The sequence below is a fragment of the Burkholderia sp. LAS2 genome, assembly GCF_018417615.1.
GTDB classification, from domain to species: Bacteria; Pseudomonadota; Gammaproteobacteria; order Burkholderiales; family Burkholderiaceae; genus Burkholderia; species Burkholderia sola.
Genome location: NZ_CP071053.1, coordinates 210536 through 229851, shown reverse-complemented (window position 1 = coordinate 229851; position 19316 = coordinate 210536). Strand labels below are relative to the sequence as shown.

Annotated in this window: 16 protein-coding genes and 2 pseudogenes; 6 read left to right on the top strand and 12 right to left on the bottom strand. The window is 68.6% G+C overall.

Annotated elements, in window-relative coordinates; translation table 11 throughout:
- Positions 1 to 243: 243 nt before the first annotated feature.
- Entirely contained in the window at positions 244 to 1803 is a 1560-nt protein-coding gene (locus tag JYG37_RS21365; RefSeq protein ID WP_124592862.1) for a DHA2 family efflux MFS transporter permease subunit, read from the bottom strand.
- A gap of 394 nt (positions 1804 to 2197) precedes the next feature.
- Positions 2198 to 3100, bottom strand: coding sequence for a LysR family transcriptional regulator (locus JYG37_RS21360; RefSeq protein WP_124631110.1), 903 nt, complete (start codon positions 3098 to 3100; stop codon positions 2198 to 2200).
- Between the two features lie 146 nt (positions 3101 to 3246).
- Between JYG37_RS21360 and JYG37_RS21355 the strand changes: the two genes are divergently transcribed.
- A complete protein-coding gene (locus JYG37_RS21355; protein WP_213346345.1) occupies positions 3247 to 5277 on the top strand; it encodes an FUSC family protein in 2031 nt (676 codons plus the stop codon).
- Positions 5278 to 5301: 24 nt separating this feature from the next.
- Here JYG37_RS21355 and JYG37_RS21350 read toward each other — a convergent pair.
- Both JYG37_RS21350 and JYG37_RS21345 read right to left on the bottom strand, forming a co-directional pair.
- Positions 5302 to 5640: pseudogene (locus tag JYG37_RS21350) on the bottom strand (hypothetical protein); the annotation flags it as partial.
- A gap of 39 nt (positions 5641 to 5679) precedes the next feature.
- Positions 5680 to 8004, bottom strand: coding sequence for an FdhF/YdeP family oxidoreductase (locus JYG37_RS21345; protein WP_213346343.1), 2325 nt, complete (start codon positions 8002 to 8004; stop codon positions 5680 to 5682).
- Between the two features lie 153 nt (positions 8005 to 8157).
- Here JYG37_RS21345 and JYG37_RS21340 point away from each other — a divergent pair, with 153 nt between their 5' ends.
- Positions 8158 to 9579, top strand: a complete 1422-nt coding sequence (locus JYG37_RS21340) for an aminotransferase-like domain-containing protein (protein WP_089489443.1) — start codon at positions 8158 to 8160, stop codon at positions 9577 to 9579.
- Here the strand turns inward: JYG37_RS21340 and JYG37_RS35135 are convergent.
- Positions 9504 to 9725, bottom strand: a pseudogene (locus tag JYG37_RS35135) (mechanosensitive ion channel family protein); the annotation flags it as partial. The gene JYG37_RS21340 and the pseudogene JYG37_RS35135 overlap by 76 nt on opposite strands.
- Positions 9726 to 10068: 343 nt before the next feature.
- Between JYG37_RS35135 and JYG37_RS21335 the strand changes: the two are divergent.
- The gene (locus tag JYG37_RS21335) at positions 10069 to 11787 is read left to right on the top strand and encodes a SulP family inorganic anion transporter (protein ID WP_089489442.1); all 1719 of its coding nucleotides are present in this window, start codon (positions 10069 to 10071) and stop codon (positions 11785 to 11787) included.
- Positions 11788 to 11884: 97 nt separating this feature from the next.
- On the opposite strand, the gene JYG37_RS21330 is transcribed toward JYG37_RS21335, so the two are convergent.
- Positions 11885 to 12760, bottom strand: a complete 876-nt coding sequence (locus JYG37_RS21330; RefSeq protein ID WP_050012809.1) for a LysR substrate-binding domain-containing protein — start codon at positions 12758 to 12760, stop codon at positions 11885 to 11887.
- 96 nt (positions 12761 to 12856) lie between these two features.
- On the opposite strand from JYG37_RS21330, the gene JYG37_RS21325 reads away from it, so the two are divergent.
- On the top strand, positions 12857 to 13456 hold the full coding sequence (locus tag JYG37_RS21325; protein ID WP_050012808.1) for a LysE family translocator: 600 nt from the start codon (positions 12857 to 12859) through the stop codon (positions 13454 to 13456).
- A 36-nt stretch (positions 13457 to 13492) separates the two neighbouring features.
- On the opposite strand, the gene JYG37_RS21320 is transcribed toward JYG37_RS21325, so the two are convergent.
- From JYG37_RS21320 to JYG37_RS21295, 6 genes are all read right to left on the bottom strand, one after another.
- Complete coding sequence (locus JYG37_RS21320) at positions 13493 to 14950, bottom strand: DHA2 family efflux MFS transporter permease subunit (protein ID WP_050012807.1); 1458 nt, start codon at positions 14948 to 14950, stop codon at positions 13493 to 13495.
- The gene (locus JYG37_RS21315; RefSeq protein WP_124592858.1) at positions 14947 to 15510 is read right to left on the bottom strand and encodes an isochorismatase family protein; all 564 of its coding nucleotides are present in this window, start codon (positions 15508 to 15510) and stop codon (positions 14947 to 14949) included. The genes JYG37_RS21320 and JYG37_RS21315 overlap by 4 nt, the downstream gene beginning before the upstream one ends.
- A 64-nt stretch (positions 15511 to 15574) precedes the next feature.
- The gene (locus tag JYG37_RS21310; protein ID WP_089489440.1) at positions 15575 to 16030 is read right to left on the bottom strand and encodes a MarR family winged helix-turn-helix transcriptional regulator; all 456 of its coding nucleotides are present in this window, start codon (positions 16028 to 16030) and stop codon (positions 15575 to 15577) included.
- Positions 16031 to 16103: 73 nt separating this feature from the next.
- A complete protein-coding gene (locus tag JYG37_RS21305) occupies positions 16104 to 16337 on the bottom strand; it encodes a DUF7661 family protein (protein ID WP_089489439.1) in 234 nt (77 codons plus the stop codon).
- A gap of 44 nt (positions 16338 to 16381) precedes the next feature.
- Complete coding sequence (locus JYG37_RS21300) at positions 16382 to 17464, bottom strand: serine hydrolase family protein (protein WP_050012803.1); 1083 nt, start codon at positions 17462 to 17464, stop codon at positions 16382 to 16384.
- Positions 17465 to 17652: 188 nt separating this feature from the next.
- Positions 17653 to 17931 (bottom strand): hypothetical protein, encoded by a 279-nt coding sequence (locus JYG37_RS21295; protein ID WP_050012802.1) that lies wholly within the window; start codon positions 17929 to 17931, stop codon positions 17653 to 17655.
- Positions 17932 to 17982: 51 nt separating this feature from the next.
- Between JYG37_RS21295 and JYG37_RS21290 the strand changes: the two genes are divergently transcribed.
- Positions 17983 to 18858 (top strand): LysR family transcriptional regulator, encoded by an 876-nt coding sequence (locus tag JYG37_RS21290; protein WP_124631069.1) that lies wholly within the window; start codon positions 17983 to 17985, stop codon positions 18856 to 18858.
- A gap of 71 nt (positions 18859 to 18929) precedes the next feature.
- Positions 18930 to 19214 carry a transcriptional regulator gene (locus tag JYG37_RS21285; protein WP_124631070.1) on the top strand — a complete coding sequence of 95 codons (285 nt, stop codon included), beginning with the start codon at positions 18930 to 18932 and terminating at the stop codon, positions 19212 to 19214.
- The last annotated feature ends 102 nt before the right edge of the window (positions 19215 to 19316 follow it).

Here is a 19316-nt window from a genome sequence, read left to right as displayed (position 1 = left end):
GAGCGAAACGCGAAGCTTCGCGACGAAACCGCCTGGAATCGGGCCTTTTTGACGGACGACGACACGGCAGGCGGCTGACGACGGAGTATACCCGCAGCATTTGACGCCGTTGGCGCGTTGAAACGATTCGATACAACCGGCGCCCGCTGTCGGACGGGCGCTCGCTTCGGTTGTCGTCGCGACCGGCGGATCGCCCGGTCGTCGCGCTGTCGGCGCGAGGCGCGCCGCTGCCGCGCATGCGGATCAATGCGCGCCGGCCGCCGCCGCATCGGCATCGCCGCCGCCCGAGCGCACCGGTTTCGTGATCCAGATGAGCGGGATGATCGCGACGAAGATGATCGCCGACACGTAGAAGATGTCGTTCAATCCCATCACGGCCGCTTGCGAATCGACCGACGCATTGAAGAACGCGAGCGCCGAATCGGGGCTCAGGTGCAGCAGCGAACGGGACGTGTCGAGCTGTTGCGTGAAGACCGGATTGGTGACGCTCGCCTGTTCGGTGAGCCGCACGTGATGCAGGATCGTGCGGTCGTTCCACGCATTGCTGATCAGCGACGTCCCCACCGCGCCGCAGAACGTGCGACCGAAATTCGACAGGCCGGCCGCGGCCGGGATCTTGTCGGGCGGCAGCCCGGACAGGATGATCGACGTCAGCGGCACGAAGAACATCGCCATCGGAATACCTTGCAGCAGCGTCGGCAGCACGAGATCCCAGCGCGACACGTCGGTGTAGAACGTCGTGCGCATCATGAACACGACCGCGAAGCCGACGAACGCGAGCGTCGCGATATAACGCGGATCGGTGCGCGGCAGCAGGCGCCCCATGACCGGCGTGAGCAGGATCGCGAACACGCCGAGCGGCGCCGTGGCGAGCCCCGAATCGACCGCGCGGTAGCCGAGATAGCCCTGCATCCATTGCGGCAGCAGCACGAGCGTGCCGAAGAACATCCCGTACGCGACGGAGATCGCGATCGTACCGCCCGCGAAGTTGCGTTGCGTGAAGAGCCGCAGGTCGACGATCGGGTTGGCCTCGTTCAGCTCCCAGATGAGGAAGAATGCGAAGCCGATCAGCGCGACGATGCCCAGCGCGACGATCACGGGCGAATTGAACCAGTCGAGATCCTTGCCCTTGTCGAGCATGATCTGTAGCGAGGCGACCCACAGCACGAGCAGCAGCAGTCCGACCGTATCGATCGGCAGGCGGCGCGTGGCCGATTCGCGATCGCGGAACACGAACCACGTGACGGCCGCCGCGAAGAAGCCGACCGGAATGTTGATGTAGAAGATCCACGACCAGTTGTAGTCGTACGTGATCCAGCCGCCGAGCGACGGCCCCGCGATCGGACCGACGAGCGCGGTCATCGACCACAGCGCGAGCGCCGTCGACGACTTCTGCCGCGGCCACGCGCCGAGCAGCAGCGCCTGCGACAGCGGCGCGAGCGGTCCCGCCACGGCCCCTTGCAGAATTCGCGCGGCGAGCAGCGTCGGCAGGTTCGGCGCGATTCCGCACAGCCACGACGCGAACACGAACAGCAGGATCGACGTGACGAACAGGCGCACCTGGCCGAAGCGCTGCGTGAGCCAGCCGGTCAGCGGAATCGACACCGCGTTCGCGGCCGCGAAGATCGTGATCACCCACGTGCCTTCGTCGACCGACACGCCGAGGTCGCCCGAGATCGTCGGGATCGCGACGTTCGCGATCGACGAATCGAGCACGTTCATGAACATCGCGAGCGATACCGCGATCGTGCCGATCGCGAGCTTGCCGCCCGACAGCGGCGCCTGGGGTGACGGAGATGACATGGTGTTCCTGCGTGATGGAAAGTGGCCCGCGGGGCGCATGCGCCGATGGCGACCGCGCACGGGCGTGCGGCGGCCGCGCGTGCGGACACGCGCGACGTGCGCGCGGCCGGCCAAGCGGAGGGCCGCTCGCGCGCGGCGTGCGGTTCAGGCGTTCGATCGGATCGGCGAAGCCGTGACGGCTTCGGCAAGCAGGCAGGCCGGTCAGGACGGCGCGACGCGCGTGACGCGTCGGCGGGCAGCGCTCAGGTGGCTGCCGTCGCGTGTGTGGTCATTTTTCATCGGCACAGGCTAACGATGCGGCGAACGGCGATCAACGCTCGCGCGCTCATTAATTCCTTTCCTGCGCTGCAATAATGCAGCGGACGTGCATCGATTGCCGGTCGTGCCGAGTCGACTACGACGCGGCCCGCCACGCAGTAAAGACTTCCGTCAGGAATTCGACGAACGCACGCACCTTGCTGTCGAGCGTCGCGCGCTTCGGGTACAGCGCGTGCAGCTCGACGTCGTCGGTGCGGTGCCAGTCGGGCAGCACGATTTCGAGTTCGTTGCTCGCGAGCCGCCGTGTGGTGAAGTGGGTCGAAATCAGCGCGATGCCGCCGCCGCTCGCGGCTTGGCGCAGCACCGTGACCGATTCGTTCGAGATCAGCACGGGCCGCACCGGCACGTCGGCGACGTCGCCGGCCGCGTTGGTCAGGCGCAGCGTCAGGCCGGGCGCGTCGCGGCCGACGAACAGGATGTCGTGATCGGCGAGATCCTGCGGCGTCTGCGGCCGGCCGGCGCGGTCGAGATAGTGCGGGCTGGCCGCGAACTTCGCGTGCGACCAGCCGAGCGAGCGCGCGACATAGCCTGAATCCGTCAGCACGCCGGTGCGCAGCGCGACGTCGAAGCCGTGTTCGACGAGATCGAGCGCGCTGTTGTCGTAGATCAGCACGAGCTGGACCAGCGGGTAGCGCCGGCGAAATTCGGCGAGCGCCGGTTCCAGTTCGAACAGGCCGATCGCGTAGGGCACCAGCACGCGCAGCGTGCCTTCGGGCTCCGTGCGCAGCGCGCGCACCTGACGGTCCGCATCGAGCAGGATCTCCTCGGCGCGCAGGCAGCGTTCGTAATAGTCGCGTCCGGCTTCGGTGACGGACACGCGACGCGTCGTGCGGTACAGCAGCTGGACGCCGAGGTCGTCCTCGAGCTGCCGGATCTTGCGGCTCACGCGGCTGAGCGGCATGTCGAGTTGCGTGGCGGCGGCGGTGAAGCTGCCGCGCTCCACCACGCGCAGGAATATCCGGATGCTCTCGAGGTCCATGCGATTCGTTTCAGTGTTCGACATGCGCGCATCTTACCGTCGCGGGCCGGATCGCCGCGGGTCGAGCCGATTATCCCGCCCGGCGCAATAACGCATCCCGCCGCTGCCCCGTAGTGGCGGCCGGCGCGCGACCGTATGCTCGCCGCATGAAATTCGCATTCCCCAGCATGCCGCCGCTCGCGGCCGTCCGGGCCGCGCTGCGCGACGCGCGGCCGACGCTGCCGCCCGGCGCGCTTGCCTTCGCACTCCGCAATACGGCCGCGTCGCTGCTCGCGCTCTATATCGCGTTCCGGATGAATCTCGACGATCCGATGTGGGCCGCGTCGACCGTCTGGATCGTCGCGCAGGGCAGCCGCGGGATGGGGCTGTCGAAGAGCCAGTACCGGATTCTCGGCACCGCGATCGGTGCGGCCGTCGCGCTCGCGCTGACCGGCGCGTTCGCGCAGACACCCGAATTGTTCCTGCCCGCGCTCGCCGCGTGGATCGGCTTGTGCGCGGGTATCGCGACGTTCCAGCGGAATTTCCGCGCGTATGCGGCGGTGCTCGCAGGCTATACGGCCGCGATCATCGCGATGGACGCGGTGTCGGCGCCGCTGCACGCGTTCGATATCGCGGTCGCGCGGTTCCTGTACGTGGTGGTCGGCATCCTGTGCGGTGCGCTGTTCGAAACGGTGTTCGCGCCGGGCACACCGCTGGAGGATGTCCGGACGCGGCTCGCGCGCTATCTCGAGCGCGCGGTGGCGCTCGGCGCCGGCGCGCTGCGCCGCGAGCCGAACGGCGCGGCCGTGCACCGGCTGTTCGCGGAGGCGCTCGAACTCGACACGGCGGCCGAATATGCGGCCGCCGGCGCACCGCCGGTGCGCAACATGATCGGCCATCTGCGCGCGGCGGCGCTCGGCGTGCTCACCGCGCAGGCCGCGGGGCAAGCGATTCGCGAACACGCGGCGCGCGGCGGCGATGCGCCGGAACCGCTCGTCGACGAGGCGGCAAGCGTGCTCGACCGGGTCGCCGTGTCGGGCGATGCGGCGCACGAGATGGCGGCGCTGCGCGCACGCGTGAACGATGCACTGCGTGTCGAAGCCGCCGTGCCGGCCGGCCCGGACACGTCGCGCCTGCTCACGCTCGACCGGCTGTCGGCACTGCTCGGCGGGTTCGACCGCGCATTCGCGAGCCTGGCATTGTTCGACCGGCCGGTGCCTTCCTCTGCACGCGTGCGTTACGCGTTCCACCGCGATCCGGTGCTCGCGTGCCACAACGGCATTCGCGCGTTCATCGCGGTGCTGGCCGCGTCGGCGATCTGGATCTTCACCGCGTGGCCGTCAGGCGGCGGCTTCGTTGCGATCACGGCCGTGGTGAGCGCACTGTTCTCGACACGCCCCAATTCGGTGCGTGCGATCGTCGGTTTCATGAAAGGCACGGCATGCGCGGCGGTCGCGGGCGTCGTCTGCAACTTCATCCTGCTGCCGGCGGTGTCGGGTTTCGAGATGCTCGCCTACATCCTGGGCGTGTTCCTGATCGGCACCGGCCTCGCGATGCGTCATCCGCGCACGGCCGCGATGGGCAGCGCGTTCTCGATCTTCTTCTGGAATTTCACGTCGCCGGACAACACGACGCGCATCGGCGACGCCGCGTTCCTGAACAGCGCGCTCGCGACGCTGCTCGGCATCGCGTTCGGCGCGCTGGTATTCGCGCTGGTGTTTCCCGGCGATCCGGGCACGAGCCGACGGCGTCTGCACCGCGCGGTGCGTCGCGATCTGGCCGGCATCGCACGCGATCCGCGTGCATGGTCCGCAAGCGCATGGCTGAGCCGCACGGCCGACCGTCTCGGGCGCGAGCTCGGTTTCGCGGGCAGCCTGCCGCAGACGCTGATCGAGCGCGACATGCGCGACCTGCTCGCGATCTGGGGGCTCGGCGACAGCCTGCTGTCGCTTGCCGAACTGGCCACGCGCGAGCCGGCCGCGCGCCGCGCGGCAGCGGTGGTGCGTGGGCGCATCGCGCAGGCCGATTTCGCGCGGCTCGAGCAGACGTGTGCCGCGGCGGCCCGCCTGTTGCGCCGTCGCGTGGCCGCGCGCGACGGCGACGCCGCGCATGCATTGCTGAGCGGCATTGTCCTGCTGCGACGGATCGCGGACGCGGCCGCCGAACATGGCGGCTTCCTGCGCGGCCGCCGCGATTGAGCGGCGCGAGTCAGGCGAAGCGGGTCAGGTGAGTCGGTACGACGGGCCGGGCGTCACTTCGGCCGGCAGCGGCTCGCGGTTCAGTTCGAGCAGCGTGCGCTCGATCTGTCGCGTCATCGCATCGAGCGCGAGATGGTTCGGCCCGTCGCCGAACGGCTCGGTGATCGCATGCGCGATCGCGTCGAGCGCGATCAGCGTATAGGCGACGAATACCGTGACGAACGGTGTCGCCGCGCCGATCGAATCGACGAGGCCGAACGGCAGCAGCACGTCGTAGGAAAACGGAATCGGCGTCGACGCGATGCGCTCGCAGCCGCTCACCATCGCGACGAGTTTGTCGAGATGCGCATCGAGCATCCGCAGCCAGTGCTCGCGCGGACGAACGATCATCGTCGTGCTCCGTCAGGCAGCGATCGACGCCGGCGCGGCCGCGCGATGCAGCAGCACGGGTACCGACTTCGACGTCGGCGTGTTGCACACGTCGCCGACGCTGTCGAGCGGCACGAGCGGGTTGGTTTCCGGGTAGTACGCGCCGATGCAGCCGCGCGGGATGTCGTATTCGACGAGCAGGAAGCCGTTCGCGCGCCGCTCGATGCCGTCGTGCCACACCGTTTCCATGTCGACCCATTCGCCGGCCGCGAGGCCGAGCATCGCGAGATCGTCGCGGTTGACGAACACCACGCGGCGCTGGCCGAACACGCCGCGATAGCGGTCGTCGAGCCCGTACACGGTCGTGTTGTACTGGTCGTGCGAGCGCGTCGTCATCAGCGTCATCAGCCGTTCGCCGTGCAGCGCGCGGGCGCGCTGGATCGGCGTGTCGGTCGGCAGCGCGTGCGCGATGAAGTTCGCCTTGCCCGTCGGCGTCAGCCATTCGCGGTCGCGCGACGCGACGCGCAGGTGGAAGCCGCCGGGCCGCGCGATGCGCGTGTTGTAGTCGTAGAAGCCGTCGAGCGTCGCCTCGATCGCATCGCGGATCTTCGCGTAGTCGTCCTTGTACGCGAGCCAGTCGATCTTGCCGCTGCCGAACAGCGCGTGCGCCATGTGCGCGACGATCGCGGGCTCCGACATCAGGTTCGGCGACGCCGGCTTGTTCATCCCGTACGACACGTGGACCATGCTCATTGAATCCTCGACCGTCACGCCTTGCGCGACGTTGTCCTGCAGGTCGATCTCGGTGCGGCCGAGCGTCGGCAGGATCAGCGCGTCGCGGCCGTGGATCAGGTGGCTGCGGTTCAGCTTCGTCGTGATGTGCACGGAAAGCGCGCAGCGGCGCATCCCTTCCCACGTGCGCGGCGTGTCCGGCGTCGCCATCGCGAAGTTGCCGCCGAGACCGATCAGCACCTTCACGCGGCCGTCGAGCATCCCTTCGATCGTCTCGACGACGTCGTAGCCGTGATCGCGCGGCGGTTCGAAATCGAACACGTGGCCGAGCCGGTCGAGGAACGCCTGCGACGGCTTTTCCTCGATGCCGACCGTGCGGTTGCCCTGCACGTTCGAATGGCCGCGCACCGGGCACAGGCCGGCGCCAGGGCGGCCGATGTTGCCGCGCATCAGCATCAGGTTGGTCAGCATCTGCACCGTGGCGACCGAATGCTTGTGCTGCGTGATGCCCATGCCCCACGTCGCGATCACGCGTTCGCTGCGCGCATAGCGCTGCGCAAGCGCGTCGATCTGCTCGTACGGCACGCCGCTTTCGGCCGTCAGCGCGGACCAGCTTTCGGCGCGCAGATCGTCGGCGAACGCATCGAAGCCGGCCGTGTGCTCGTCGATGAACGCAGTGTCGAGCACACGCGGCGCACCGGCGGCGCGCGCGGCGTCGTCGAGTTCGAGCACGCGCTTGGCCATCCCCTTGATCAGCGCGAAATCGCCGCCGATGGTCGGCTGGATGAACGTCGATGCGATCTTCGTGCCGGACATCGTCAGCATTTCGATGGGGCTTTGCGGATCGGCGAAGCGTTCGAGGCCGCGCTCCTTCAGCGGGTTGATCGACACGATCGTCGCGCCGCGCTTCGCGCACTCGCGCAGCTCGCCCATCATCCGCGGGTGATTGGTCGCGGGGTTCTGGCCGAAGATCAGCAGCATGTCCGCATGCTCGAAATCGTCGAGCGTGACCGTGCCCTTGCCGACGCCGACCGACGCCGGCAGCCCGCGGCTCGTCGCCTCGTGGCACATGTTCGAGCAATCGGGGAAGTTGTTGGTGCCGTACAGGCGCACGAACAGTTGATAGAGGAACGCCGCTTCGTTGCTCGCGCGGCCGGACGTGTAGAACGCGGCCTGGTTCGGGTCGGGCAGCGCGCGCAGGTGGCGCGCGATCAGCGCGAACGCATCGTCCCACGCGATCGGCACGTAGCGGTCGGTCTGTGCGTCGTACGCCATCGGGTCGGTGAGCCGGCCGTGCTGTTCGAGCTCGAAATCCGATTGTTCGAGCAGTTCGGTCACCGTGTGCGCGGCGAAGAATTCGGGCGTCACGCGCTTGCTCGTCGCTTCCGCGGCCACGGCCTTCACGCCGTTCTCGCAGAATTCGAACGTCGACGCGTGCTGTCGGTCCGGCCATGCACAGCCCGGGCAGTCGAAGCCGTCCGGCTGGTTCTGGCGCAGCAGCGTACGGTAGTTGCCGCCGGCGACCTTTTCCTTGATCAGGTTGATCGTGACGGCTTTCAGCGCGCCCCAGCCGGCGGCCGGGTGGGTGTACGGTTCGATGCGCGCGGTCGCGGATTTCTTTTTCATGATGCAGGTGTCGGGGTCGATGCGTGCAGAGTACGCGCGGCACCCGTGCGGCTGTGTGTACACCTGTTCACTTCAAAAAAGAGTACAGTTCCGGCCATTCATCCCGTGCGGATCGCAACTGTGTTGCTGAAGGGAAGTTGAAAGGGGAAGCGCGTGAAGCGTTACGAACAACTGGCCGACGATCTCCAGGCGCAGATCGAGCGCGGCGTGTACCGGCCCGGCGAGCGGATTCCGTCGGTGCGGCACGCGAGCCGGCAACAGCAGCTCAGCGTCACGACCGTGCTGCGCGCATACCTCGTGCTGGAAAGCCGCGGCCTGATCGAAAGCCGGCCGCAGTCGGGCTACTTCGTGCGGGCGCGTGCGGCAGTGCCGGCCGAGGCCGAGCTGCATATTTCCGCGCCGGCCGCCGAGCCGTCGGCCGTGGACGTGAGCCGGCTCGTGCTGTCGACGCTGCGTTCGATCGCGCGCGACGACGCGGTGCCGCTCGGCTCGCCGTATCCCGACGCGTCGCAGTTTCCGGTGCAGCGTCTTGCGCGCTATGCGCAGGCGATCGGGCGGCGGCGCACGCGCTGGGGCGTGATCGACGACCTGCCGCCCGGCAACCAGGAGCTGATCCGCCAGATCGCGCGGCGCTATGCGGAGCGCGGGGTCGCGGTCGAGCCGGGCGAGATCGTGATGACGATCGGCGCGACCGAGGCGATCAACCTGTGCCTGCAGGCCGTCGCGAAACCGGGCGACACGATCGCGGTGGAGTCGCCGACGTTTTACGCGATGCTGCACGCGATCGAGCGGATGGGCATGCGTGCACTGGAAGTCGCGACGCACCCGGGCGACGGCATCGATCTCGACGCGCTCGAGCGGATCCTCGCGCGCGAGCGCATCGCCGCATGCATGGTGATGCCGAATTTCCAGAATCCGCTCGGCTTCCAGATGCCCGATGCGCGCAAGCGCGCGCTGGTCGAACTGCTCTCGAAGCACGGCGTGCCGGCGATCGAGAGCGACGTTTATCACGAGCTGCACTTCGGCGACACGGCGCCGAGCGCGCTGAAGTCGTTCGATCGCGACGGGCTGGTGCTGCATTGCGCGTCGTTCACGAAGAGCCTGTCGCCGCGCTACCGGATTGGCTGGGCGATGCCGGGCCGTTACCGCGACCAGGTCGAGAAGCTGAAATTCCTGAACACGCTCGCGACGCCCGCGATCGAGCAACTCGCGATCGCCGAATACCTGAAACACGACGGCTACGATTTTCATCTGCGGCGCATGCGCAAGCTGTATGCGCAGCAGGCGAGCCTGATGAGTGCGATGGTACGGCGTTTCTTCCCGGAAGGCACGCGGCTGTCGCAGCCGCAGGGCGGGTATGTGCTGTGGGTCGAGCTGCCGCCGCGGGTCGATGCGATGAAGCTGTATACGCTCGCGCTCGCGCAGCGGATCACGCTCGGGCCCGGGCATATGTTCTCGGCCGGCACCGATTACCGGCATTTCATCCGGCTCAACTACAGCTACCCGTGGTCGCGGCAGATCGAGGATGCGCTGAAGGTGCTGGGGCGGCTCGCGTCGGAGTGCGCGGCGCGATGAGCGCTGCCGGCCGGCGGATGCGGGTACATGCGCAGCGGGAACGCCGGCAGCACGGCGATCAGGTGATCGAACAGGTCGGCCTGGATGGCCTCGTAGTCGACTCACGTCGTCGTATCGGTGAAGCAGGGCAGTTCGAGCGGAATGCGTGCCGTGAACGCAGGTCGATCGGCTCCCGAATCGGCTCACCTTTGTGAAGGTATCCTCTGCATCGAGGTGAAGGTCGCCGGTGAACCCGCATCACCGCAAGCCGGCGTGCGAGCCGGTTGCCGGATGCGGCGTCTACAGGAACGCGATCGGCCCGAAGCCATGACGGCAGGCCGTCGCGTTTCGATGCGCGCGGTCGGCGATCCATGCAATCATGCGGACGTCGCAGGCGTCGTCGGTGTGCCGCGCGCGTTGGCGTGCGGCTCCTCCGGCAACGGTGAGCGACACGCGACACCGTTGCGCACCCGTTCGTGGCCCGTCATTTCGACTTCACGCATTTCACGCATGCAAGATTCCAATGAAAGCCGTCCGTCGCGCGTGCGGCTGCTGAAAGGCCTCCTCCCGATCCGTCGCGCGGGTGCCATCCGCGACATCTTCGCGGGCATGTCGCTCGCGTCGATGGACATCCCGCAGGTGCTCGGCTACGCACGCATCGCCGGCATGCCGGCCGTCACGGGGCTCTACACGGTGTTCCTGCCGCTCGTTGCGTTCGCATGCTTCGGCGCGTCGCGCCATCTCGTGGTCGCCGCCGATTCCGCGACCGCGACGATTTTCGCGAGCCGGCTGTCGTCGATGGCGCCGGCCGGCAGCGCCGACTATGCGGCGCTCGCCGGCATGGTCGCGTTGCTGACCGCCGCGATGCTGCTGCTCGCGCGCATCTTCAAGCTGGGTTTCCTCGCCGATTTCCTGTCGCGCACGGTGCTGGTCGGTTTCCTCGCTGGCGTCGGCGTGCAGGTGTCGATCGCGATGCTCGGCGACATGCTCGGCGTGGCCGTGCCGTACCCGGCGTCGCGCAGCCTCGCGCAACTCGACTACGTCGTCATGCACCTGGTTGACGCGCACCGGCCGACGCTCGCGCTCGCGGCGCTCGTCGTCGTCGCGATTCTCGCGTGCAAGCGGTTCCTGCCGCGCGTGCCGATGCCGATGATCGCGGTCGCGGGCAGCATCGCCGCGAGCGCAACGTTCGGTTTCGCCGCGCACGGCATCGCGGTGCTCGGGCCCGTGGCGGGCGGGCTGCCGCCGCTGCGCTGGCCGTCCGTCACGTGGCAGCAGTTCCTCGATCTCGTGCCGGTCGCCGCTTCGTGCTTCGTGATGATCATCGCTCAGAGCGCGGCCGCCGCGCGGGTGTTCGCGCAGCAGTACGGCGAGGACGTCGACACCAATGCCGACATCCTCGGCCTCGCGGCCGCGAACGCGGCGGCGGCGCTCGGCGGCGCGTTCGTCGTCAACGGCAGCCCGACGCAGACGGCGATGGCCGACGGCGCGGGCGTGCGCAGCCAGATCGGGCATCTCGCGTTCGCTGCGGTCGTCGCTATCGTGCTGCTGTTCTTCAGCCCGTATCTGCAGTATCTGCCGCATGCGGTGCTGGCCGGCATCGTGTTCACGATCGCGCTCGGGCTGATCAACGTGCGCAGTCTCGCCGCGATCCGTCGGGAGAGCCCCGGGGAATTCACGCTCGCGCTGGTCACGGCCGCCGCCGTCGTGACGGTCGGCGTCGAGCAGGGCATCCTGCTGGCCGTCGCGCTGTCGCTGATGCGGCACGTGCGCCACAGCTACCAGCCGCACACGATGGTGCTCGAACCCGTCGCCGGCAACGGACGGTGGCAGCCGGTGCCCGCCCGGCGCGGCGCGATGACGGCGCCCGGGCTGATCGTCTACCGGTTCGGCGCCGACCTGTTCTTCGCGAACGATCATCTGTTCGCTGCCGAAGTAATCGAACTCGTCGATGCGGCGCCGGTGCCGCCGCGCTGGTTCGTCGTCGATGCGGGCGCGATCACCGACGTCGACTATTCGGCCGCACGGACCTTGGTCGATCTCGTCAGGGCGCTGCATGTGCGTGGGATCGGCGTGCTGTTCGGGCGCGTGAACCGCTATCTGCGCGCGGACATGGATCGTCACGGGATCACCGAGGCGGTCGGCGCGTCGTGCATCTTTGCCACGCTGCATCAGGCGCTGGAGGCGGCGGGCGCGACGCCCGCACCGCAGGAGCCGGGCACGGTGTAGGGCCTGTACACGCCGATAACGGGCCAGCCCCACGAACGATTTTTTCCAAACACGGGAACGTGCGTTATTAGCGTGAACACGCTCTTGCTCAGCAGCGCTACGCGACCGCGCGCAGGCGTGCGAAACCGTTGCGCAGGCAACGGGCCAGTTCCGCCGCGGCCGCCGTGTGCTGGCCGCGCGGCACATGCAGGTTGATCGAGAAATTCGGCAGCGCGGGCAGGCCGCTGCCGGCCGGCAGGATCTCGAGGTCGGCCGGCACGGTGGACGCGAGCCACACGGTTACGGCCAGATCGGCGCGCACGGTCGCGGCCGTGGCATCGAAGCTGCCGTTCTCGAACACGGTGCGCCACGCGCGATCGCTGCCGCGTAGTGCGTCGAGCACCGTCGGGCGGAACGCGCAGGTCTGCGCGACCATCGATACCGGCAGCGGCGAGTGCCGGTGCGCGGTGCCGCCTTTCGCGCCGACCCACACCAGCCGGTCGACGGCGATGCATTCGCCGCGCGACGATCCGACCGGCGCCTCGATCAGCGCGACGTCGAGATCACCCTGCTTGAGCCCGCGCCGCAACTCCGGCGATGCCGCGCACACGAGCGTGAGCGCGACGTGCGGATGTGCGTGCGCATAGCTTTTCAGGATCGGCGCGAGACAGGTGCCGACCAGATCCTGCGGTGCGCCGAGACGCACCGGGCCTTCCACCGCACCGGCGCTCAGGTCGGCGAGCAGCGCATCGTGAACGGCGAGCAGCCGGCGCGCCTGTTCGAGCAGCCGCTCGCCGGCCGCCGTCAGCAGCAGGTTGCGATGCTGGCGGACGAACAGCGGGCCCGACAGCATTTCGAGCCGCGCGACCTGCTGGCTGATCGCGCCTTGAGTGAGGTGCAGCGCGTGGCCGGCCGCCGTCATGCTGCGATGATCGGCGACGGAGACGAATGCGCGCAGCAGCGCGAGATCGAGATTGCGAGCCATGCTTCGCATTATGGATGCTAATGGAAGGCATAAAAATCTTTCGCTGTCGTAATGGCGCAATCGCAGGTAAAAACGGGGCTTCAGTGACGACAACCGGGAGCCCTCGTGCCGCTTCACGACTATCTGCCGCTGGTGCTGTTCGTGATCGTCTCCACCGCGACGCCGGGTGGCGCGACGACGCTCGCGACCGCCTCGGGCGCCCATTTCGGCTATCGGCGTTCGCTGCCGCTGATGTCGGGCATCGCGGCGGGCCTCGCGTCGATGGCGGCGGCGGCCGCCGCCGGGCTCGGCAGTGTGCTGCTCGCGCTGCCCGCGTTGCAGCTCGCGATGAAGGCGGTCGGTTCGGCGTACCTGATGTGGCTGGCGTTGCGCATCGGACGTGGCGGCAAGCCGCGGCTCGATGTCGACGTGCACCGGCCGCAAGGGTTCGTCAGCGGCGTGTGGATGCTGTGGCACAACCCGAAAGGCTGGGCGATGACGCTCGGCGCGGCCGCGTCGTTCGCGGCGCTCGCGTCGGGGCCGGCGCGGCTCGGTGTGCTGCTTGGGGTGGCGTTCGGCGTGGCCGCGATGGCGTCGTTGTCGCTGTGGTGTTTCGCCGGGCTGCTGTTTGCCCGCGTGTTGCGCACGGAGCGGCAGTGGCGTTGCCTGAATGCGGGGCTCGGCCTGTTGCTCGTGGCGTCGATCGTGCCGATGTGGTTGCCGTAACAGGAAACCGCGCACGCGGTGCGGCGCGGCGCCCGTTCAGCGCGAACCGGCCGGCGCGTTGCCGGCCCGTCGGTCGCCGCCTGCACCGGCCGATCGCAACGGCAGCCGCAGCGTCGTCACGAAGCTCGCCGCATGCAGCGCGCACAGCAGGCCGAACGCCCACGCATACGCGACGGCCTGCGTGCCGCCGGCCGACGTCGCTTCCGCGTGCAGCCGCCACGCGAGAAACAGCGTGCAGAGCGTCGTGAACGTCGGGCCGCCGAGCCGCTGCACGATATTGAGCGACGTGGTCGCCATCGGCAGGTCGCGGCGCTCGACCGACGCATACGCGGCGGCGATCGACGGCGCGCCGATCGCGCTCTGGCCCATGCCGCGCAGAAACAGCGCCGGGACGAGCACGAGCGGATCGTAGCCGGTCAGCGCGACGAACACGAACGGCAGTGTCGCGGCGAGTGCGAGCAGCGCGCCGGCGGCGGCCAGCCGGCGTACGCCGAACCGGCTCGTCAGCGCGCCCATCGACGGATAGGTGACGAGCATGCCGAGCCCGAGCGGCGCGAGCAGCCAGCCCATTTCGCCCGGCGAGCGCCCGCACGCCTGGATCAGGAACACGGGAATCAGCATCTGGCCGGCATACAGCGCGCCATTCGACAGGAACTGCGTGCCGGCTGCGGCGCCGAACACGCGCGAGCGAAACAGCGCGAGATCGATCAGCGCACGCTCGCCCTGGCGGCGCTCGAAGCGCAGGAACGCGACGAGCAATAGCGCCGAACCTGCGACCGCCGCGATGCCGGGCATCGAGCCGATCCGCTCGACGCCGTACAGGAACAGCACGAGGCCCGGCGACAGTAACGCGAGGCCGATCCAGTCGAGTTCGCGCCGCGGCGCGTCGTCCCGGTCGCCCGGCAGGAACCGCGCGGCCAGTGCGAGCGCGAGCGCGCCGACGGGCAGGTTCACCAGAAACAGCCAGCGCCATGACGTGTGCTGCAGGATCGCGCCGGCGACGACCGGCCCGAGGATCGGCGCGAGCAGCACCGGCACCGCCGCGTAGCCGATCACGCGCGCCATCTGCTGGCCGGCGACGCGCGCGATCATCATCTGCGCCATCGGCGCGAGCAAGCCGCCGCTGACGCCTTGCAATACGCGGAACGCGATCAGCGACGGCGCGGACCATGCGAGCCCGCACAGCGCCGACGTCAGCGTGAACGCCGAGAAGCACCACAGGTACAGCGCCTTCGCGCCGATGCGATCGACGAGCCAGCCGCTCAGCGGCAGCACCAGCGTCAGCGCGAGCAGGTAGCCGCTCGTCACCCACTGGATCGTCGACAGGCTCGCATGCAGGTCGGTCGCGAGGCTCGACAGCGACACGTTGACGATCGTCGCATCGAGCTGTGACAGCAGCGAGCCGAGCGTCGCGACCGCGCTGACTTTCCAGATCGACGGATCGAGCCGGCCGGCCGCGTGGCCCGGCGTTGGCTGTCTGCGTGGCTCGCTCACGCGCCGCGCCGGTCGAGCAGCGCGACGATGTCCTGCGTCGTGCCCGTCTCGCCGAGGCGCGGGAACAGCCGCTCGACGCTGTTCGCGTGTGCGTCCGCGTTGAGGTCGGTCATCGCGTCGACGGCGAGCGTCACGTTGTAGCCGAGTTCGTGCGCCTGCCGCGCGGTCGATTCGACGCCGATGCTCGTCGCGACGCCGGTCAGCACGATCTGCGTGACGCCGGCTGCCTTCAGATGCGCGTCGAGACCGGTGCCGGTGAACGCGCCCCAGGTCCGCTTCGTCACGACGTGGTCGCTTGGCTGGCGGTTCAGTTCGGGCACGAGTTCGGTCCAGTCGGCGGGAAGCTGCGCCGTGCGCGGCGGTTGCTCGGTGCGGCCCGGTGCGCCGCCCGCGACGTTGACCAGCACGACCGGCAGCCCTCGACCGCGGAAGGCGTCGAGCAGTTCGCGGGCGTGGGCGATCACCGGTGCGACCGGGTGCGCGGTGGGGAGGGCGACGATGCCTTTCTGCAGGTCGATGACGACCAGCGCCGTGTTCGTGTCGAGACGGGTTGCGCTCATGATGGGCTCCGGGGAAAGGGCGAGGAAAGCCGTGCGCGAATGCTGCGTGGCGCACGGGCCGGGTTTATTGGTCGCCGATGCGGCGGATCAGCGGGATGGCCGCGGCAAGCGTGTCGATGTCGTGCGGGTCGAGCTTCTCGATCGCGGCGCCGAGCCACTTGTGTTTCGCGGCGTTGCGCTTGCGTCGTGCGTGGAGGCCGGCGGCGGTGAGTTTGAACAGGATCTGGCGGCCGTCGGTCGGATGCGGTTCGCGCTCGACGAGCGCGTCTTCCTCGAGGCTCGCGAGAATCGCCTTCATCGACTGCGGCTTCATCGCCTCGGCGCGCGCGAGATCGGCGGTCGTCATCGGCCCGTGCCGTTCGAGTCGCGCGAGCGCGCTCGTCTGCGACATGCCGAGCCCTTCGGAGTCAATCTCGGAGCGCAGCCGGCGGATGAGCTGGCCGACCGCGAGGGTCAGGTCGGCGGCGACGGTTTCGGCGGAAACGCCGGATTTGCGTGGCGGGTTCATGCGGCGAATCATAGAGCACGACAGTTAGACTTGCAAGTTTAACTGTCGAATTGATCGCTGGCCGGCGTTACTGTCCGATGCGCGATTACATGCGTCGATGCGCGACCGGTACGACTTCGCTGTATCGCGGGGTTGCGTTTTCGTGCAGCAGATCGCCGAGGTACTGGCCGAGTTCGTCGGCGGTGAGCGCCGATGGAATCTGCAGATTGGCCGGGCGCCGCTTGCCTTCGGCGCCGAGATCGAACACGGCCCAGCGGCCGTCCGTGCGCACGACGGCGAGCAGCCGGCCGAAGGCGTTGAAGCGGTATTCGTGCTGCATCGCGTCGCTCCGTTAGCGTGAACGCGCCGGCTGCCCGTGTGTGTTTACTGGATCGAGCAGGACAGCCAGCGATGGATTTTGATTGCGTCGCTCGACACGCCGGCACGCGTCGGCGCGCCGAGCAGCACGACCGTTTCGCGGCGGCCTTTCACGCGCATGCGCATCACGACGCCGTGCCCCGATTCGTTGATGAAGCCGGTTTTCTGCAGCCGGATCGGCAGGCGGCGGTAGCGCACGAGCGGGTCGGAATTCACGTACACGAGTTCGCCGTCGCCGGGGCGCACGGTGGTCGACAGGTCGGTCGAGAAATAGCGGATCAGCGGATCCTGCGCGGCCGCGCCGACGAGCTGTGCGAGATCTTCCGCCGTCGACACGTTGTGCGGCGACAGGCCGGTCGGCTCGCGGAAGTGCGTACGCCGCATGCCGAGCCGGCGCGCTTCGCGGTTCATCGCCTTCACGAACGCCGCGCGCCCGCCCGGATAGTCGCGGCTCAGCGCGGCGGCTGCGCGGTTCTCCGACGACATCAACGCGATATGGAACATGTCGCGGCGCGACAGTTCCGAGCCGACCTGCAGGCGCGAGCCGGTGAACTTGATCGTGTCGCGGTCGCGCGCGGTCACGCGCAGCACGCCGTTCAGCGGACGATCGGCGTCGCGCGCGACGACGGCCGTCATCAGTTTCGAAATCGATGCGATCGGCCGTACGGTGCGCGCGTTGCGCGCGAGCAGCGGGGTGCCGGAATCGACGTCGAGCACGTAAGCCGCGCGCGAATGCAGCGACGCGACCGCGCGCGGCGTATAGCCGCAACTGGCGAGCAATTTCGGTTTCGCGGGCGCGGGCGGTCGCACGGCGGTCGTGCGTTTCGCGCGCCGCTGCTGCGATGCGGGTGCCGCGTGGCGTTGGGCCGCTTGATGCGTCACGCGCGAGCGACGACGCTTGACCGCCTTTTTCTTGCGATGGGGTGTCTTCTTGACGGCCTTCGTATGGGCATGCGGCTGCGCATGGGCGGCGCGATGCGGCTGCACGCGTTGCGCGGACGCATGCGCGGCGAATGCGAGCAGCAGGAACGACAGGGCGAGGATCAGGGTGGTCCGGGCGCGAGGCAGGCGCGCGATGAGGCCGGTCAAGCGAAAGTCTCCTTTTCACGCGCGATGCGGCTGCGCGGAATGCATGGGCGGTCAGCGGGTGCGGGAAATTATACGGTCGATCGCGGGACGATGACGATTGGATGACGCGTGATACGGGATGATTTCGGTCTTTTTTGCGCTGCCGGGCAAGCGGTGCGCGTCGCGTGAAAGGCGGGCAGATGCACGGTTCAGCGCGGCCAGTTCCGCCGCGACACGACCGCGAAACTGATCGCGATCGAACCGGTCACCGCGCGCGGCGGCACGTCTTCCAGCGCATCGCCGAAGCGAAAGCGGCGGCTGCGCCCGTCCGTGCGTTCAGCACGACGCTTCGGTGCGCGCGCAGCGGCGGCAGCAGCGCATTCGCTTGCATCTGCGACATCGGATGACGGCTCGGCCACGCAGTCGGCCGCTGGATCGACGGACATGAAAGTAAGTTCCGGGAAGGGCATGTCCGTATTGAACGCCATTGCATTCGATCGGTAAAATGAATCTTTCGATCGTTATGATTCCATTAAAGAATGGAACTGAAACTGCTACGCACGTTCCTGACGGTGACCGAGCTGTGCCATTTCAGCCGTGCGGCCGACGCGCTGCACATGAGCCAGCCCGCGCTCAGCAAGCAGATCGGCGCGCTGGAGGCGAGCCTTGGCGGCAAGCTGTTCGAGCGCGGCCGGCATGGCGCGGAACTGACGCCGTTCGGCGAACGCTTCCTGCCCGACGCGCAGGCGCTCGTGCGAGATGCCGACGAAATCCTGGCGCGTGCGCGGGAAGCGACGAGCGGTCAGCGCGGGCACTTGCGGCTCGGCATCTGCCTGTCCGTGCTCACGCTCGTGCCGAAACTGATCGCCGAATTTCGTCGTCGCAATCCGGGTGTCGCGGTGACGCTGAGCGACCTGTCGTCGTCCGAACAGACGCGCCGGCTGCACGCCGGCAAGCTCGACGCCGGTTTCCTGCGCCTGCCCGCCGACGAAGGCTTGTCGTCGTTCAAGGTGACCGACGAAGCGCTCGCGCTCGCGGTGCCGCCGCATCTCGGCTTCAAGCGCGTGCCGGCCAATCTTGATGTGCTCAACGAGATCGGCTTCATCGCGCTGCAGCGCGCGCGCGGCCCGGGGCTGGCCGCGCAGATCGATCGGTGGTGCGTCGAGCGCCGCTTCGTGCCGCACGTGATGCAGCAGGCGGAGGACGTGCAGTCGGTGCTGACGTCGGTCGCGGCCGGCGTCGGCGTCGCATTCATTCCGTCGAGCGCGCAGTACCTGCTGCGCGACGCGACGGTGCTGCCGCTCGACGGCCGGGACGCGAAGTGGCGCGTGGGGCTCGCGTGGCGGGCCGAGCGCGACGATCCCGTCACCACGCGTTTCGTGTCGTTCATGCGCGCCGCGCTCAGGGGCGCGTGACGCGGCGTATAGTGCTCGCGATGGTTGTCTCCATGCATGCCGGCCCGACGCCGGCCGACCAACCCGAACCGATGACTTCAGAATCCGACGAATCCCCGCTCGATCCCGCACTCGTCGCCACGCTCGCGACGCTGAACGAAGTCGCGAGCGATCCGGCCGGCAAGCCGTGGTCGCTGCCGAAGATCGCAAAGCGTGCGCAACTGCCGATGAGCACGCTGCGCCGTGTGCTGACGCAGCTCGACGCCGCCGGCCTGAGCGCGACGACGCTGAACGAGGACGGTACCGGCAGCGCTGCGCTGACCGACGAAGGGCGCGCGGTGTGCGCGCAATTGTTCGGCGCGAACGATGCGCAATGATTGAAAAACGGGCCGCTGATACGGCCCGAGGCATACGGATGGCTCGACGCGGACGTCGCGCCGGCCCGTTCGTTGCTCGCGAGCACGGGCCGGCACGTCGTC

Excerpts from the sequence above, each read along its gene's own strand:
- JYG37_RS21365 (WP_124592862.1), bottom strand. The coding sequence starts at position 1,803 with ATGTCATCTCCGTCACCCCAGGCGCCGCTGTCGGGCGGCAAGCTCGCG.
- JYG37_RS21360 (WP_124631110.1), bottom strand. The coding sequence starts at position 3,100 with ATGGACCTCGAGAGCATCCGGATATTCCTGCGCGTGGTGGAGCGCGGC.
- JYG37_RS21355 (WP_213346345.1), top strand. The coding sequence starts at position 3,247 with ATGAAATTCGCATTCCCCAGCATGCCGCCGCTCGCGGCCGTCCGGGCC.
- JYG37_RS21345 (WP_213346343.1), bottom strand. The coding sequence starts at position 8,004 with ATGAAAAAGAAATCCGCGACCGCGCGCATCGAACCGTACACCCACCCG.
- JYG37_RS21335 (WP_089489442.1), top strand. The coding sequence starts at position 10,069 with ATGCAAGATTCCAATGAAAGCCGTCCGTCGCGCGTGCGGCTGCTGAAA.
- JYG37_RS21330 (WP_050012809.1), bottom strand. The coding sequence starts at position 12,760 with ATGCGAAGCATGGCTCGCAATCTCGATCTCGCGCTGCTGCGCGCATTC.
- JYG37_RS21315 (WP_124592858.1), bottom strand. The coding sequence starts at position 15,510 with ATGAGCGCAACCCGTCTCGACACGAACACGGCGCTGGTCGTCATCGAC.
- JYG37_RS21310 (WP_089489440.1), bottom strand. The coding sequence starts at position 16,030 with ATGATTCGCCGCATGAACCCGCCACGCAAATCCGGCGTTTCCGCCGAA.
- JYG37_RS21305 (WP_089489439.1), bottom strand. The coding sequence starts at position 16,337 with ATGCAGCACGAATACCGCTTCAACGCCTTCGGCCGGCTGCTCGCCGTC.
- JYG37_RS21295 (WP_050012802.1), bottom strand. The coding sequence starts at position 17,931 with ATGGCGTTCAATACGGACATGCCCTTCCCGGAACTTACTTTCATGTCC.
- JYG37_RS21290 (WP_124631069.1), top strand. The coding sequence starts at position 17,983 with ATGGAACTGAAACTGCTACGCACGTTCCTGACGGTGACCGAGCTGTGC.
- JYG37_RS21285 (WP_124631070.1), top strand. The coding sequence starts at position 18,930 with ATGACTTCAGAATCCGACGAATCCCCGCTCGATCCCGCACTCGTCGCC.